16 protein-coding genes and 4 pseudogenes are annotated in these 15,580 nt (G+C 33.6%); 2 read left to right on the forward strand and 18 right to left on the reverse strand.

Annotated features, from left to right (window positions below; genetic code table 11):
* Positions 1-370: 370 nt before the first annotated feature.
* The 16 genes and pseudogenes from VK90_RS30535 to VK90_RS05910 all read right to left on the reverse strand — a co-directional run.
* Positions 371-478 (reverse strand): annotated as a pseudogene (locus VK90_RS30535) (DNA mismatch repair protein MutT); the annotation flags it as partial.
* Positions 471-1,526 carry a hypothetical protein gene (locus VK90_RS05845; RefSeq protein ID WP_048371151.1) on the reverse strand — a complete coding sequence of 352 codons (1,056 nt, stop codon included), beginning with the start codon at positions 1,524-1,526 and terminating at the stop codon, positions 471-473. The pseudogene VK90_RS30535 and the gene VK90_RS05845, both read right to left, overlap by 8 nt.
* A gap of 12 nt (positions 1,527-1,538) precedes the next feature.
* Positions 1,539-2,012 (reverse strand): tetratricopeptide repeat protein, encoded by a 474-nt coding sequence (locus tag VK90_RS05850; protein WP_048371154.1) that lies wholly within the window; start codon positions 2,010-2,012, stop codon positions 1,539-1,541.
* 101 nt (positions 2,013-2,113) lie between these two features.
* Entirely contained in the window at positions 2,114-2,803 is a 690-nt protein-coding gene (locus VK90_RS05855) for a phosphopantothenoylcysteine decarboxylase domain-containing protein (RefSeq protein ID WP_048371156.1), read from the reverse strand.
* A 12-nt stretch (positions 2,804-2,815) separates the two neighbouring features.
* On the reverse strand, positions 2,816-3,697 hold the full coding sequence (locus VK90_RS05860; protein WP_048371268.1) for an aminoglycoside N(3)-acetyltransferase: 882 nt from the start codon (positions 3,695-3,697) through the stop codon (positions 2,816-2,818).
* A 246-nt stretch (positions 3,698-3,943) separates the two neighbouring features.
* The gene (locus VK90_RS05865; RefSeq protein WP_048371158.1) at positions 3,944-4,768 is read right to left on the reverse strand and encodes a VanW family protein; all 825 of its coding nucleotides are present in this window, start codon (positions 4,766-4,768) and stop codon (positions 3,944-3,946) included.
* Between the two features lie 107 nt (positions 4,769-4,875).
* The gene (locus VK90_RS31055) at positions 4,876-5,001 is read right to left on the reverse strand and encodes a hypothetical protein (RefSeq protein ID WP_269431812.1); all 126 of its coding nucleotides are present in this window, start codon (positions 4,999-5,001) and stop codon (positions 4,876-4,878) included.
* The gene (locus VK90_RS05870; protein WP_048371161.1) at positions 4,991-6,238 is read right to left on the reverse strand and encodes a glutathionylspermidine synthase family protein; all 1,248 of its coding nucleotides are present in this window, start codon (positions 6,236-6,238) and stop codon (positions 4,991-4,993) included. Before VK90_RS05870 ends, VK90_RS31055 begins: the two co-directional genes overlap by 11 nt.
* A 20-nt stretch (positions 6,239-6,258) precedes the next feature.
* On the reverse strand, positions 6,259-6,864 hold the full coding sequence (locus tag VK90_RS05875; protein WP_048371162.1) for a hypothetical protein: 606 nt from the start codon (positions 6,862-6,864) through the stop codon (positions 6,259-6,261).
* A gap of 107 nt (positions 6,865-6,971) precedes the next feature.
* Positions 6,972-7,402 (reverse strand): annotated as a pseudogene (locus VK90_RS05880) (GNAT family N-acetyltransferase).
* A 60-nt stretch (positions 7,403-7,462) separates the two neighbouring features.
* On the reverse strand, positions 7,463-8,401 hold the full coding sequence (locus tag VK90_RS05885; RefSeq protein ID WP_048371164.1) for a DMT family transporter: 939 nt from the start codon (positions 8,399-8,401) through the stop codon (positions 7,463-7,465).
* 87 nt (positions 8,402-8,488) lie between these two features.
* Positions 8,489-8,989 (reverse strand): GNAT family N-acetyltransferase, encoded by a 501-nt coding sequence (locus VK90_RS05890; protein WP_048371166.1) that lies wholly within the window; start codon positions 8,987-8,989, stop codon positions 8,489-8,491.
* A gap of 31 nt (positions 8,990-9,020) precedes the next feature.
* Positions 9,021-9,562 (reverse strand): annotated as a pseudogene (locus VK90_RS05895) (GNAT family N-acetyltransferase).
* Between the two features lie 27 nt (positions 9,563-9,589).
* Positions 9,590-10,291, reverse strand: coding sequence for a nucleotidyltransferase domain-containing protein (locus VK90_RS05900; protein WP_048371170.1), 702 nt, complete (start codon positions 10,289-10,291; stop codon positions 9,590-9,592).
* 16 nt (positions 10,292-10,307) lie between these two features.
* Positions 10,308-10,991 (reverse strand): DNA alkylation repair protein, encoded by a 684-nt coding sequence (locus tag VK90_RS05905; protein WP_048371172.1) that lies wholly within the window; start codon positions 10,989-10,991, stop codon positions 10,308-10,310.
* Positions 10,992-11,134: 143 nt separating this feature from the next.
* Positions 11,135-11,812 carry a hypothetical protein gene (locus VK90_RS05910; RefSeq protein WP_048371174.1) on the reverse strand — a complete coding sequence of 226 codons (678 nt, stop codon included), beginning with the start codon at positions 11,810-11,812 and terminating at the stop codon, positions 11,135-11,137.
* A 218-nt stretch (positions 11,813-12,030) separates the two neighbouring features.
* On the opposite strand from VK90_RS05910, the gene VK90_RS05915 reads away from it, so the two are divergent.
* Positions 12,031-12,858 carry a peptidoglycan-N-acetylglucosamine deacetylase gene (locus VK90_RS05915; RefSeq protein WP_048371176.1) on the forward strand — a complete coding sequence of 276 codons (828 nt, stop codon included), beginning with the start codon at positions 12,031-12,033 and terminating at the stop codon, positions 12,856-12,858.
* Positions 12,859-12,900: 42 nt separating this feature from the next.
* Here the strand turns inward: VK90_RS05915 and VK90_RS05920 are convergent, their stop codons facing one another.
* On the reverse strand, positions 12,901-13,326 hold the full coding sequence (locus VK90_RS05920; RefSeq protein WP_048371178.1) for a WapI family immunity protein: 426 nt from the start codon (positions 13,324-13,326) through the stop codon (positions 12,901-12,903).
* Between the two features lie 67 nt (positions 13,327-13,393).
* Positions 13,394-13,939: pseudogene (locus VK90_RS05925) on the reverse strand (TetR/AcrR family transcriptional regulator).
* 173 nt (positions 13,940-14,112) lie between these two features.
* Here VK90_RS05925 and VK90_RS05930 point away from each other — a divergent pair.
* A complete protein-coding gene (locus VK90_RS05930) occupies positions 14,113-15,561 on the forward strand; it encodes a DHA2 family efflux MFS transporter permease subunit (protein WP_048371180.1) in 1,449 nt (482 codons plus the stop codon).
* Positions 15,562-15,580: the final 19 nt, after the last annotated feature.

The raw sequence follows: 15,580 nt of genomic DNA on the forward strand, positions 1-15,580 counted from the left end.
GAAGTGATAATTGAACAACCAACCGTACCATAAGTTACCTCTTAATTTTACCATATTTTTTAATTATTTACGATAAAAACCCGCAAGCTAGTAAGCTGCGAGTTTTTTATTTCTCATTATTTTTTATGTGGAAAAAATCTCTTTCTGTTTAAATATAGTCTCCGTTTCTAAAATCATTCGAGGTAAGAAGACATGAATTGTATCTGTTAATACGTCTGTTTTTAATTATATCCTTTACTCCCCTTATTAAGAAAGTATACAGTTATTCACTCTACTGTTTGTTGTCGATATAATTTCCTTTACTATTCCGCATCATAAAAACTCCTTCTATAATGGAAGGAGTTAATGAGCCACTACTATTTTATTAACCACGATTCATATATGGTCCTTTATTTTTATCGATTACTATTATGTTATTATTTTTAATACAATTGCCGAATACACCAAATGCACGATGATATTTTGGAGATTTACTCATGTTTTAACTTTTCCATAACCGCATCATAAAATTTCCGCTCATCATCAACATTTAAATGGACACGACTTACCGTTTTAGAAAATCCGTATAACAACTGCGCTTTCATCGGCTCTTTTAACATTATTTCAAAAGTTGCAGGTTCTTTTATAAATTCCATAACAGTTGCGTCAAGAACCTCTTTCTCTACTTCTTTCGTTAATGGTTCTCCTTTATAAAACGCAATGTTATCAATTTGTGTAAATGGTATAACGATTTTCTTTCCTAATCCAATTTGAATGATCACTTTTTCTTCCGCAACGATAATTGGATTTTTACGCATCGCTTGTATTTCAGCTAAAAAATAAAATATCGCATATATGTTTAAGATGAATAATATCCAAGCTATAACTGGATTCCATTGATGAAGTAAATAATGAAAACCGATACTTTCAATTACTGTTGCATGAATAATCATGATATACACACCGATTGCACCAGTCTTTTTATGATAAGAGTATGCGAATTCACCTTCTGGTACTTTTTCACGCCATGACAAAAAGGCATAATAAAGTAATTTACACTCTGAAAGAATGACATTCACCGCTGTACTTCTTTTCATAGTAGTATCAAATGCTTTATCAATCGCATATGAAAATGATGCATACTCTTTTTTATAGTCTTTATATAGTCTTATTATTTTAGGAAGAACTTTTATAATTTTATATAGAAGGAATAATTCAAAGGCTACAAAAGCTACTTCTCCTGCGATTATTATATAAGATACATAGGAAAAAGCTTGTAAATAATCGCTTGGAATAATAAATCTCGCAAATATATATCCAGCAATAACTACAGGAAACACATACTTTAACGAATATCTTTTTCGTATAATAAAGAAATATGTGATGACTGGAATTACGAACATAAAATCTAATAATGAACCGAGCACTACTTCTTTTGGAGCAGCTGGTACAATGGGAAGGGCATACAATAAATAGTTTGACAACACAATTAAGGATGTGAGCCCGATCCAAATACCTTTTCTCCTTCGCGAAATGGATAAATTCATACGTTCACTCCTCTATTTAAAAACCTCATTTAAATGGTCTTTATAAAATGAAATGGCACGTTCAAATTCTTTTACCTCATCTACTTTCACAACAGTTTCTAACAGTATTTTCATCGCTTCTTCATGATCTTTGACATTGTATTTTGCAATTGATAAAAATACTTTCATCACGTCATTGTCTGGAAATTTATTCAGCCCTGCTTCTAATACGGCAATTGCTTTATCGTATTCTCCTATACAACGATACGTACTGCCAAGACCTATATAAGCACCACAAAGTGATTCACCTTCAAGGCCATTCGCAATCGCTTGTTCATAATACGGAACAGCTTCCGTTTCAAGCCCCATTACATCATGTATCCAAGCACATTGGTAAAGTACTTCTGCATCTCTCGTAAAGTTTGTTAACCCTATTAGTATCTCTCTAGACTGCACATATTTCTTTTCATTTTTTAATTTAATAGCTTGCTTTAATAATTGTTCCATAGGATCCACTCCTCACAATTGTTCATTATGTATATCCAATGGCATTATCAATCACATTTATTACATAGTATGTGGCTTCATCTCTTTGTAAAATCGTAAATTTACAAAGCTGTAATGCGATTGCATAAGTGTTCTAATCTACTTACAATTTCTTTGGCTGTTTCGTCTTTTCCATTACATAGCTTTACATCACCATTTTCTCCAATAACATGATGCACAGCTCCGCGAGAATATAAAGAATGCGGTGAGTTTGCTACCATTACACTTGCTTTTGCATCGTTCATTCTTTTATTCGCCCTTTCGATTAGTTCCTCTTCATTTACATCACTTTCAAGTTTAAAGCCAACAAGTATCGTTTCTGGATCCCAGTTCTTTATTTGTTTTAATACTTTTGGTGCTTTTTGAAAATGAATAATTGGTGCGATATCACTTGAAATCTTTCCGTTCATATTAAGAACAGTTCCATCTTGATCACAGATTTTTTCAACAATCCAATCTGAGCCCGCAGCAGCCATAATAACTGCATCAATTTTTTCATGTGTAATAATACTTTTCATCTTATCTTGTAAATCAATAATCCCCTCAAATGGATGCAATTCTAATTGGTTATTTACATCGCCTGGCTTCTCAGCAAAATAGCCATGTAAATATATAACATGTGCTCCTTTTGCCATTAGCTCTTCCGCAAGAATTCTTCCAATCGTACCTTTTGCTAAATTAGTATGTCCTCGTACTTGATCCCATTTTTCTAGACAACCACCGCTCGTAATTAATACCTTTTTCCCCTTCATCATAACCATCCCTTACTGATTTTTCGCACGAAACCACTCTGTTCCATAGTCAACTACATCACGTTGCTTCATAAAGCGGCACGTTGCATTCCCTATCGTCCCAAGCGTTACAGTTCCTTTACGTTCGAACTCCATTCCAATCTCTACAAACGTATCAGAATCATAATCCATTTCATCAAACTCTTTCCATACTCTTACACCGTTCTCTATAATAGGAGCTCCTACTTTTATTAATTCACGCGCTCCTGTACGTACTTCAGATAAATGAACGGATGTATTGGAGTCATACCCGACACCAAGTAATAATATGTATCCATCTAAATCGTATATTTTTCTTAATGGCGATTCTTCTCCAAAACTTATGGAAAGTGAATGATTCGCTGTAATTTCCTCCGCATGTTTCCCCCATGCTGCAAAACTACTGAGCGGATGGTTGCTCCGCAATACATTCGGATATGTACGAAAACATTCAGCCACTTTTCCCATTGCCCTTGTTGGTGTTATACGTGGGTCAAATGCTGGGACGTTATCACGGATAATTTGCCACCAGTCTTCTGGTACAGGTGGTCTTGCCCAATTTTTCGGATCAGATAAATCCGAAGATTGCGTCGGCATAATAATTGTTCCCTCTTCCGTAACAACTTTCATTAATGCCTCTACTACCGCAACTGCTCCGCCAGATACCCAGCCAATGGAACTTAACGAAGAATGTACAATAACTGTCATTCCTTTTTCTATCCCTAGTTCTTTCAAATCATTTGTAATTGTTGCGATTGTATTTGGAAATTGTGTATTCGTCACTATTTCATTCATTTTCACGATTGTTCCCCCATTTTGATTTAAACTAATACATAAATATATTATCATATTTTTCTTAATTTTTAACTTAATTATCCGCTCTATTGTAGAATGAACGAAGTACAATAACAAAACCACTTGTTTCATTCCTAAATCAAAACACAATAAACGAAGCCCTAGAATAGCTGACTTTACAGTTCTATCATAGGGCTCTTTCTATTTCGATGTGCGAAATACTACATATTGCTTACATGTGACCTCATATATTTTCCTTGGAAGAGTTTAATTTGAAATGTTTTACATTGCTATTTCAAATATCTTTAAACGAGTGAAAATTTCGATTTATGAAGAACCTGCTATTTTCTCATCATCTACTTCATATTTTACTAGGCAATCATTTTCTATGATTAGTTCTTTACCAACTATGTTACCTGTGACACGATCAACAATTTTTTTATAAATTTTATTTTTCCTGTATACTTGACCATCTGCCTTTTTTACAAAACGATGATCCTCTTCAATAATAGAATACGAATATGGGGGATACTGTGATGCCCTAATTTCTCCGTAAATGTATTCCTCGTCAATATGTAGATTAATTTGATAGGAAATATTCGAATTGTTCTTTAATTTTAAATCAATAATCCCATTCATCAAAGTAGCGCCTGTTCCAAATGGAATCACCCGTCCATAGTCAGGGAATGGATCAAAACTATGACGATACCTTTCTACTGTTTCCAACTCTGAATGAAGAAACATCCAGTAGAGAAGATTCCCTAACTGACAAAGACCACCGCCTATTCCCTTTATCGCTTCACCATTCATTAAAATAATTCCTTCTTTATATCCAGCCTTTTCATCAGAATTACCAACAAGATGCCAAAATGAAAATGTTTCTCCCGGTTTAATTACAACCTTGTTTATTTTGCTTATAGCTAATCTTAGATTAGTAATTTTGTTGTATTGCAGCTGTATGTCCGTATCACCTAATTTTCTAATAAGTAAAGATTTATGTTTATAAATTCTGTAAGGTAATGGGTTTTGTTCAAATGTTTTTGGAAATTTATACCCTTCAAGACGGTCATATATTTTTTTAAACAACCTGCGTTGTCTAATTCTGAAAGGAATTAAAATCGGGAACCTTTGTGTTAATAGTTTTCTTGCCATTGAAAGTCGAGCCCCTTAATATATTATTCATCGATATATTGCATTTAAGTTTACATTTCTTTCAACATCATGAAACGTTAGCTACTACAAAATATATTCTAAGATTATTATTCTGGCGGGAGTGTATACATAACCTTTCCTTCAGCATCTAAAAACTTCATACATGGAATATCATTCTCATCAACTATCATACGAATACGGTCTCTACCTTTGCTATACATATTATCCTTCAATCGTAACCCCAGTGAACATTGATAAATTCCCTGTTATTCTTTCACCTACTCGTAAAAACAGTCCCGCTGCTCTTCCGCTAATACAATGAGAACCGATAAGTAGTTTACCAGTATACGGTCCATCCCACGTATCAATTGTATAGTCAGGCATGTCTACGTATTGCTGATATATTTTTCGTTGTTCAAAATAATACTCTGTTTGATCTTCAGCTAATAGTTCATCATTTTCATAAATAGAAACTCCGCCGCCTTCGCGTCCAAATAATGGTTTTGAAACATATGATTCTTTTCTTTCTAAGAATCGTTTATTTGTAAAATACGTTGGAAGGAAGTATTTCTTAATGATCTCTCGCTCTTCTTTTTCAAAGAAAACTTCATCTTCGTAAAGTTGCCAAATTAATGCGAGTACACCTTTATTTTGCACTACAAAGGCGGCAGGCGGATTTATAATTTGCACTCTTTCTTGTGCGATATGATCTAAAAATTGTAGACCAATTCTTTTTCCATTCTTATCAACGTCCGACACTAAATATTCAATTGGATATAGTCGGTATAAATATTTAATTCGGTCTCCGCTCGGTGTATATAATCCATCATCTGCAACAACAATATCTTGTATTCCTACATAATCCGTTTGTTGTTGTAAGCAATAACTTCTTAAAAACTGAACTGTTTGATGATCTTCATCATGCCAATCGTAGCTTGTAAAATAAATCGTTTCGTCAGGACTTATTTTGTAATCATGTTTAATTTGTTCCCAAGCTTGCACAATATGCTCTTCAATATGATTCGGATGATTTACATCATGATATCGACACAATACTTCATTCGCGACAGATGGTTCTAAATAACCGGTCGGAGTATCGCAATTTACTTCAATTAATTTAATATCATCATGATTTACGATAAAATCAAGCCTTGTAAAATATGAGAATAAACCAGTATGTTTCATTCTTGCAATTTCCCACGTCTCTGGTGGAAAACTAAGTTTTTGAAATTGCGCTGGTGTATTTGTAATGTATTGATATGTTTTATATAACACATACATAATTTCTTCTGTCGCTTTAGAAATTGCAGTATATGTACGTACTGGCATACGATACATACCAGTTGCCATATATTGATTCCATACTTCACTCTCTAACAAACTCGGCCATGTAAATCCATTTCTACCAGCCTCTTCTGCAAGAGAAAACCAGATTTTCATATACTCTTCCTGTTCTTTTTCTGTATACATTTCTCCATTATCCTTTCAAATTAGGATCCAGCTGGTGTTTTTGCGTTTCCAATTCCACTTGAACCAGAATTCACTTTCGGCGTTTGTGTAGTAGAAGATTTTGACGTATTTGAATCTGGCGTCACTTTAGTCGAATTGTTCGGCTGTTGCTTATTTAAATCCACTTTCTTTGAAGAATCATTATTACTACTAGTGCCTCCATAATATCCACCACCACTGCCACCAGTTCTGCGCTCATCCTTTTCACTGTATGGGATAATATTATTAGTATATGGTTTCTTCATAAGATTTGGTTTCGCCGTATTATACATATTCGACGTCTTACTTGCTAATAAATAACCAGCTACAAACGGAAGTATTGGCAAGTGTGAACCCTCATTATTAAATGTAGCAGGTGAATGATTCTCTCTACATAATTCTTCTTTTTCTATATTTTCTGTTGTTGGTGCTTTATCATCACAATTTAATGTTTCTTGTTCGCTTTCTTGCTTCGTACCATCTAATTTTACAGCACTACTTTCTTTTTGTGTGCTCTCTTCATCATTATCAGCACATCCTGTTAATAGAAAAGATGACACTCCTATTGAAGCTGCAATTTTCACAAATTTGCTTTTATCCATTCTCATGTGTTTTACACCTAATTTCTATTTATCTATATTTTTCCAGTTATCTTTATTATATACTGTATATATCGTTTTTTTCAAACTAAACTAAATATGTAAAATTACATATTTCATAAACTTTTAAACTGTTCATTCTTGAAATGGCAATGAAATCTTTCCACCCCTGGATGTTTTTCTCCCAAACTTTTAATCTTAAACCTACACTTTTTATAAAATTCAACTGCCTCTGCGTCTGTCTCTGCCTCTGCCTCTGCCTCTGCCTCTGCCTCTATATATGTTAACTCATACTTCCTAATTATTTCTCTTATCATTTGAAGTACAATTCCTTAATGACGATATTTTTCATCAACAGCTATGTGGCATATTCTCGCTCTATTTGTATCAATTAACGCTATTCCAATGCAAGCCTTATTCCCATATTTATATAGCACTACATGATTATTTTCATACAATGACACCGCTTTAATTATATTTATTTCACTTGGACCAGTCGCATGCTTTAATACTGATCTTTTTCTATATGCTCAACACGTTGTATCATCATATCGTCATCCCTTTCCATGAAAAAAGACTAGCTCTTTATAGGAAAGAGCTAATCTATTTACGCAGTTATTTTTTCTTCTTTTTTCACAACTACAGCTACATAACTATGCAATATCATTCCAACAATAACGAGACTCATTCCAATCCAAGATAAAGAAGATGGAATTGGAGCAGATAACCAGAGAAGCTCTCCTACTAACGCAAATAAAACTTCACCGGACTGTGTCGCTTCAACTGTTGCTAATTTTTGCGGATCATCTTTTACAAGATCAGTCGCAAAGAAGAACAATACTGTCGCAATTAAACCTGAACTAATTGCTACGATAAAACATTGGATAACTTGGCTACTTGACGGTAATCCATTTACAGATATCTCGTAACCAGATAGTATAAACCAAAATGGTAAACTTGCTAAAGTCATACCGAGAACCCGCTGAAATACATCTAATTCCCCTTTACATACTTGCATCATTTTTCGATTTCCAAGCGGATACGCAAATGCTGCAATGAGTACAGGAACTACACATAAAACGGTTTTACGGATTCCTAAAGAAGAAGCGTGTTCTACTTGCATGAGAACAACACCGAATAAAATAATACCGGACATTACTAATTCCTTTATCGGAAGTTTTTTATGTAATGGATCTACCGCGAAAAATGGTGTTAACAATATACCTGCAACTATCGTAATTTGCCAAGTTGAAGCAACGAGCCAACCGGGTCCAAACGCTCCAGCGAAACTAAGCGGTGCATAAAAGAGACCAAATCCAACAATACTCCATAATAGCCATTCTTTCGGATTATTTTTCATATATTGAAAAAGTTGTTTTAAGTTCCCTCTATACATGACAATAAGTAATAACATTGGGACCATAAAGTAATACCGTAACGATGCACTCCAAATCCAGCTTCCACCTTCTAAGTCCATCGCCCGATTTAAAACGAAGGTAAAGGCAAAGAAAAACGATGCCAATATCCCTATTGCAATAGCTTTCATCGTAAAACCCCTTATATAGTTTCTTCTTATACTAAATAACAAAATGAATATAATTAATATTCAAAAATTTAATTATACATGCAGTCTTTAAAGAAACAACACCATATTTTCATCATCACTATACACACCATTCATCTTTATAGCTCTTTTTTCAATTGCATACGTTTTAAAGCCCATTGATCCATACAATTTTTTTGCTGGTTCGTTTGTGGATACAACTCCTAAGGTTAATTGCTCTAGTTTTATATCTCGCGCTCTTTGAATTGCTTTTGCAATTAACTCACGTGCCAATCCGTTCCGTCTGTTTTGTGCATCTACATACATCGCAACGATATGACCTTTATGCTTATATGCCTCTTTCTCTTCTGTTAGTAAAGTGACAACTCCAATTAATTGATTTTCTTTCTTAAAAGCACCGAATGTACAACTAGTAGCAGATGTTAAATTACTTGCAACTCGGTCAATAGGATTTTCCTGACGGATTGCCTCTTCATAAGTTGTTATAAACGCCTCTGGATTTACTTGTAATGCTTGTAAACGTAAATCCCAATATTGTTCTGCATCTTCTTTAGTAAGTAATCGAATCATTTCCCTACCCCTTTTAGTTAACATAATATTTTTATAATCTATTAAATAAAGACTGATATTCTTCTTTTAACATACTATAACGATAGCGATGAATTCACCATGACGTAATCTATCATTTCTCATTATTCCTTCACAAACAAATCCAGCTTTTTCATAACTCTTTCTAGCTTGTAAATTATCTTCGTCTACTCGTAGCCATATTTTTTCTAATTCGAATTCAGAAAAGCCAATTTGTAACATACTGTATAAAGCTGCCATTCCATATCCTTTACCCCAATGTTCTTTATTTCCAATTGCAATCCCTAGTTCAGCATTTTTATTCGTTTTATCAAAATTTTTAATATCTACCCATCCAATGTGTATACCCTTATCAGTTAGAATAGCTCGTTGTTCATATCCATTTTTTCGACTTATACACGTCTCGATCCACCTTCTCGTATCTTCACGAGTGAACGGTGGATATTGATCTGGTACAACTAGGTGCTTTGTTACTTCTGTATCTAATGACCACCTGTACCTATCTTCTACATCATCTAGTGATAGTTCTCTTAATTGAACAATTGGTAAATTCATTTTGCTACCCCTTCTCATTTCCCTTTCTCATTTCCCTATAGAAAATCCTTCGAAGATTCTTCCACCATACTCTTCTAACGTTTTTTCTATAAAAGCAATTAATTCCTTTTTCTCCCCTGTTTTATAAAATTGATCAAAAACCGCAACAAATTTCTCTGCATATACTTCGTCGTACCTTTTCAATACTCTAATGAACCATTTTGAATTTCCAAGCCATTGGCCATTTACCCTCAAAACATATTCATGTACTAAATCAGCTAATAAATTTGCGATGAACAACTCTTCTTCTCTCTTTGTCGCACCAATAAAGTCATCCAAAGCATCCGTAATAAAATAGCGCTTCTGCTTCATCGTTTCCTCGGTCCATTTTTCAGGACCGTTATTTAATAGTTCATTTGCTTCTCTTTTTAGCTCTGCTACAATTTTTTCTTTTCCTTTTAAGACAAACGCTTCTGAAACTAATTGAGGTAATGAAGGTCTCCCGCGTTCACAATCACTTTTGAAAAAGGTTTTGTACGTTTCAAAATTATGTACAAAAACTTCAACAGGCCAGCCATTACTATAGAAAGATTCTCTATAACAAGATGACAAATTTTGATCAAATATTACAACATCAAGGTCAGATGTTTTCGTAGCCTCTCCTCTAGCAACACTTCCCCCTAGTAAAGCTACATCACAATTCGGAAATTGTGATGTAATTATGCTTCTTGCCGCTTCAATTGGTTGCATAGCCTTTCCCCTTCTCTTATTTTACTTTCTTTTTTTCAGCTCTTTCTCGTGTTTTTTTAATATAGGCTTCTGCATCTGGTGTTTTGCATGACGTTGCACCGTGATCAACTTCTACTTTTCCAATCTCACGTGCAATTTCAATTGCTTGTTGTTCCAAACTTTCATTCCGGACCCCTATCGCAATTAAAGCTCTATTCATCGCTTCTCTTTTTCGATTTTTCTCATTATGTATATGAATTTTAATCTCTTCTAAATACGGTAAGAAGAAATCATCATCTAACGCTTTATTTTTCATAGCGATATTCGCTAATAAAGACCAACCAGCTCTTCCAATCCATTCATCGTCAGATTTCGTCCATTCTTCCATTCTTTCTATAGCGATTGGTGACGTACATATAGCCGTCATAAGAACGTCCATTAAACAATAATAATCAACTTGTTGTACCCATCTATTTAACTGTTCTGACGTTAGTTTCTTTGGATCTAAAATCATCGTTGCTAAAGTCATTGCATCCATATTTTTTGTTTCCCATAATGAGATTGCTAAATCATGATCTTTTTTTATCTTCTTTTTTAACAATTTTAAATTCGCAAAACTAACTCCGAATAAAGGCTCTTTCGCCCCATGATTTTTAAAGGTTTTACGATTTTGTTCTGTTCCATATTCCTCTAGTTGCTGCATTACTTCTTCAAGTAACATATGTCCACCTCTTTTATATATTTTGTTGACTTCACATATGTATGTACGATATATTCTACATTATTTTTTGGTTTTCCTATATTTATTTTTTATATACGGTATGTGAAATTTTAATTATGCATTCTAAAACAAACTACATTTTCTTATTTATTTTTCACACTCTCTATATAATACTCTACTAACGCATTCAACGGATTTATTATGTTCCTTCCTATTATATTTTCTATCCTTGTAGAAGCATTTTCTATCCTTGTAGAAGCATCTACCATCGATAATTGTGCAACTGAAAGCATTTCGTTTCTACTTTTCATAATTTCATATAAATACTTTTCTAATTTAGTATCATACTCTTCTTTACGACCTTGCATAATTAACTCAAATATACCTTCTATCACTTCTACTTTTATATGTATGGATTTATTATTCTGCCGAGCGTATTGTTTTAAACGTTCCATCGTTCCTAAAACAGTGCTGGCATTCGTAAAAACTATTGTTTGTGGTTCTTCAACATGACAAAGCATTTCAAAGAATGGCTCATCAATTTTCAATATAGGTATATCTATTTTGAAATTCTCATCTAATAGCGTAATATAATCTGTACAAGTTATTAAAAGTGTATCCACATCACTTTCGGCAATATATTTTAAAAGATCATTCAATTTATTTCGTGCTTGTTCTCTTTCAAAATCGCAATCTTTTTTTAATATGTGTGATAAAATGGGATCTACAAAATGGAGTATTTCTATTTCAAAAGATTGAAACGCTCGGTCAATGTATTCAATATTTGAATGATGAGCATGTAAACAAGCTAATTTTTTCATACTTATCCTCCCTCTCCGAAACTAAAAACATGTATGAACCGTAATAAATGCAGTTCCATACATTCAATTCTTGTTTCATTTTATTAAACCTGCAAAAACGCTGAAATCTTGCATATTTTTTTACAAACTTTTTCACGCTTGTAAAAAGTTTTTTTGCATTTCCCCCTCTAAAATTGCTAATATAATAGAGTAGAACTTTTATAGAGAGAAGGAAAATTATGCGCAATGGAATTCGGATGACAACTTTAGTAAAAAGGGCTCTGTTTATATGCGTCGGGGTATTATTTACATACGAGGCCGCTTACGGATCAACACATACCGCTCTAGCCAGTACAGAGGATGAAGCTAAATCTGTTCAACTTGTAAGTGAAATCCAAACATCCCTAGCACCAAAAGAAGCTCCAAAGCACTATAACGGGCAAGTTAGAAAAGTTGCTTACTTAACATTTGATGATGGTCCTGGAAAATACACAGCTGAGCTTTTAGATATGTTAAAGAGTGAAAATGCAAAAGCAACATTCTTCCTAATTGGTTCAAACGTTAAAGCCTTCCCTGACCTTGTAAAACGCGAAGATGCTGAAGGCCACTATGTTGGGATGCACAGTATGACTCATAACTACAAGAAGCTTTACACAGAAGGTCATTACGTTGATGAAATGAAAGAAGACCAAGGCTTAATCGCTGGTGTTCTAGGAAAATCACCAGTATTAACACGTCCTGCTTATGGTTCAATGCCAGGATTAAATGAAGCCCTTCGCAACAAAGTTGTCGAAAATGGTTTAAAAGTTTGGGACTGGACAATTGATTCATTAGACTGGAATTACAACAAAATGCCAGCAGACGCTGCATCTGCTAAAATCGTAGAACACGTTCTAAAAGGCGCTAACCAGCCAACAGAAGTTATTCTAATGCACGATATTCATCCACAATCAGTTAAAGCAGTACCTGGAATTATTAAAGGACTGAAAGAAAAAGGATATGAATTAGAAGCCTACAATGAGAACGAACACTTCCCATTAAACTTCTGGCATGATAATCGTATGTAATAAAAAGACTTGATTCCCTCTTGTAGGTTATCAAGTCTTTTTTTATCGTTTTGGGAATTTTCGTTGTTGCTCTTCAATAGAACGAGTAATAGTATCTATATCCTCTTGAGTTATACCGATAGAAAATTCGTACTCCTCTTCCTTACACCATGAAGGATTAAGTTCCTGCGATAAGCGAATAACAATGTGAAACTCCCCTTCTTTTTCTCCAATAAATTCAAACGCTACATTTGGTTCTATGAAATCTAGTTCGTTATATGTTGGGTTTGGTAATGATTGAAACCATTTTATCATGTACTGTAAGTCGGTAGTTTGTAAAAAAGGATCCATAGTTTCAAAACCTTTATTTTCTTCTGATAGTCTCGCTTTTACTATTAACCAATTTCTATCACACTCGTCTTTTGCATCTTTATATTGGTATTTCATAACCTCTAAATGTAATGTTACTTTTTCATTTTTAAAATTCATGAATATCCCCTTCTTTCTCGGAATCTTTTGTTTGTTAAAGTTTTATTAATTCCGATCCTTAAAATCATTACCCTTTATACATAAAATAAATTTGATTTGCAATATAATCTGAACTAAAGTGAAGTCCATTCCTTATCCACCACATGATGATACCTACCAAAGAGGCTGTTTTAATATCAACTGCAACATAATCATCAGGTAAATCCTTTTTCGTATTCTCTCTTCTCGTTTCTATTAATTGCTTTAAAAATAAAAATAATTGCTCCTCAAATTGATTCATTTTAAATAATATAAATAAATAATTTCGGTGGATATATAAATAATCAAGCAATTGTGTTAGCTTTTGTTTTTCTGATAAATCTTTTGCATGTATTAAATCAACAATTTTATTAGAAAGCTCATTTAAAATCTCGTTAGTGATTTGGTCTAGTAAATCTTGAATATCTTGATAATGTAAGTAAAAGGTTGTTCAATTTAATCCTGCCGTTGTTGCTACTTTCTGAACCGTTAAGCTTGAAATACTAGGATTCTCACATAAAAGAGAAAAAACAGCATTTTTAAACATTTCTCTTGAACGAACTGTACGAGGATCTTCTTTTTTAGATGTAGACATTTTGAAACTCTTTTATAGATTTTCTCTTTACTTACTCGACAGTGCATACCTTCTATGTCGAGTAGTGAACATTTTCAAAAAAACTGTTCATGGTCAAAGAAAATATATTTTGTTACCATTAATTTTATCGACATGATGTCGATAAATCAAGAAAACAATGAAGGAGTTTACCAATGCAAAGGGAAATATCAGAAAGAAATAAAAAAATTATATTAGTTGTCCTCATTACCGGTTGTTTTTTATCAACATTAAATCAGACGCTATTAAATGTGGCGATGAGTAATTTAATGGAAGTATTTGATGTTACGGCTGCAACAGTTCAATGGCTATCGACAGGCTTTATGCTCATAAATGGTGTTCTGGTACCAATTACTGCATTTTTAATGAAACGATTTACAACAAGGCAGCTATTTATTAGCTCGATGCTCTCTTTGTTTATTGGGACTGTCCTTTGTGCATGCGCCATGAATTTTGGCATTCTGTTAATAGGAAGAATGATTCAAGCAGTTGGGGCAGGAATTATTATGCCACTAATGATGACTGTTATTTTATATTTATACCCTAGTGAAAAGCGTGGAAGTATTATGGGGACCATCGGCTTTGCCATAATTTTTGCGCCAGCCATCGCTCCAACATTATCTGGCTTTATCATTGAATATGTATCATGGAGATGGCTATTTATTGGATTAGCTCCATTTGTATTCATTGTTATTATTCTCGCACTTAAATACTTGATGAATGTTGCAGATACAACAAAAGCAAAATTAGATATCGTAAGTGTCATTTTATCAACGATTGGCTTTGGTTGTGTTATATTCGGATTTAGTAGTGCAGGAAGCAAAGGATGGGATCACCCAGTTGTTATTACAACAATTATCATCGGTATAATCGTTACAGCTTTATTCTGTATACGTCAAATAAAGTCTAACGATCCATTATTGAATTTATCAGTATTTAAGTATAAAGTTTTCACTCTTACATCCGTCATTAACGTACTCATTACGATGATTATGTATGCTGATTTAATTCTTTTACCGATTTACTTGCAAAATGGACGAGGTTTTACTGCATTTGAATCAGGTTTACTTCTATTACCTGGAGCTGTAATTAATGCCTTCTTATCACCTATCACAGGGAAAATGTTTGATAAATACGGGGCAAAACCACTCTTTATTACAGGTTTAATATGTATCATTATTTCGATGTGGGGTGTAATTGATTTGACTGAATCCACAACTTATATGTATCTAATGGTTCGTACCATTATTCTACGAATTGGATTAAGTTTCATTTCGATGCCTTTAAACACAGCAGGCTTAAACGCTTTACCAAGAGAACTTGGTTCACATAGTTCAGCAGTAAATAATACGATTCGCCAGTTAGCAGGTGCTATTGGAACAGCAGTCATCATCACTGTATATACAATTCAATCGACTTCACATATTTCACAGTTATCTAGTGAGAATGGAAGCATATCAGCTATGCAAGTAACAAAGTTATCTTCTATCTTCAGCTCAAGTGATGCCTACGTATTTATGTTAGTCTTTTCTTTTTTAGCTTTGATTATTGCATGTTTTATGCCTAAAAAAGCAACAATTCAAAAATACGAAAGTAACTCTTAATACAAAAAATCCTACTCGT

This window comes from Bacillus sp. LK2, from assembly GCF_001043575.1.
GTDB classification, from domain to species: domain Bacteria; phylum Bacillota; class Bacilli; order Bacillales; family Bacillaceae_G; genus Bacillus_A; species Bacillus_A paramycoides.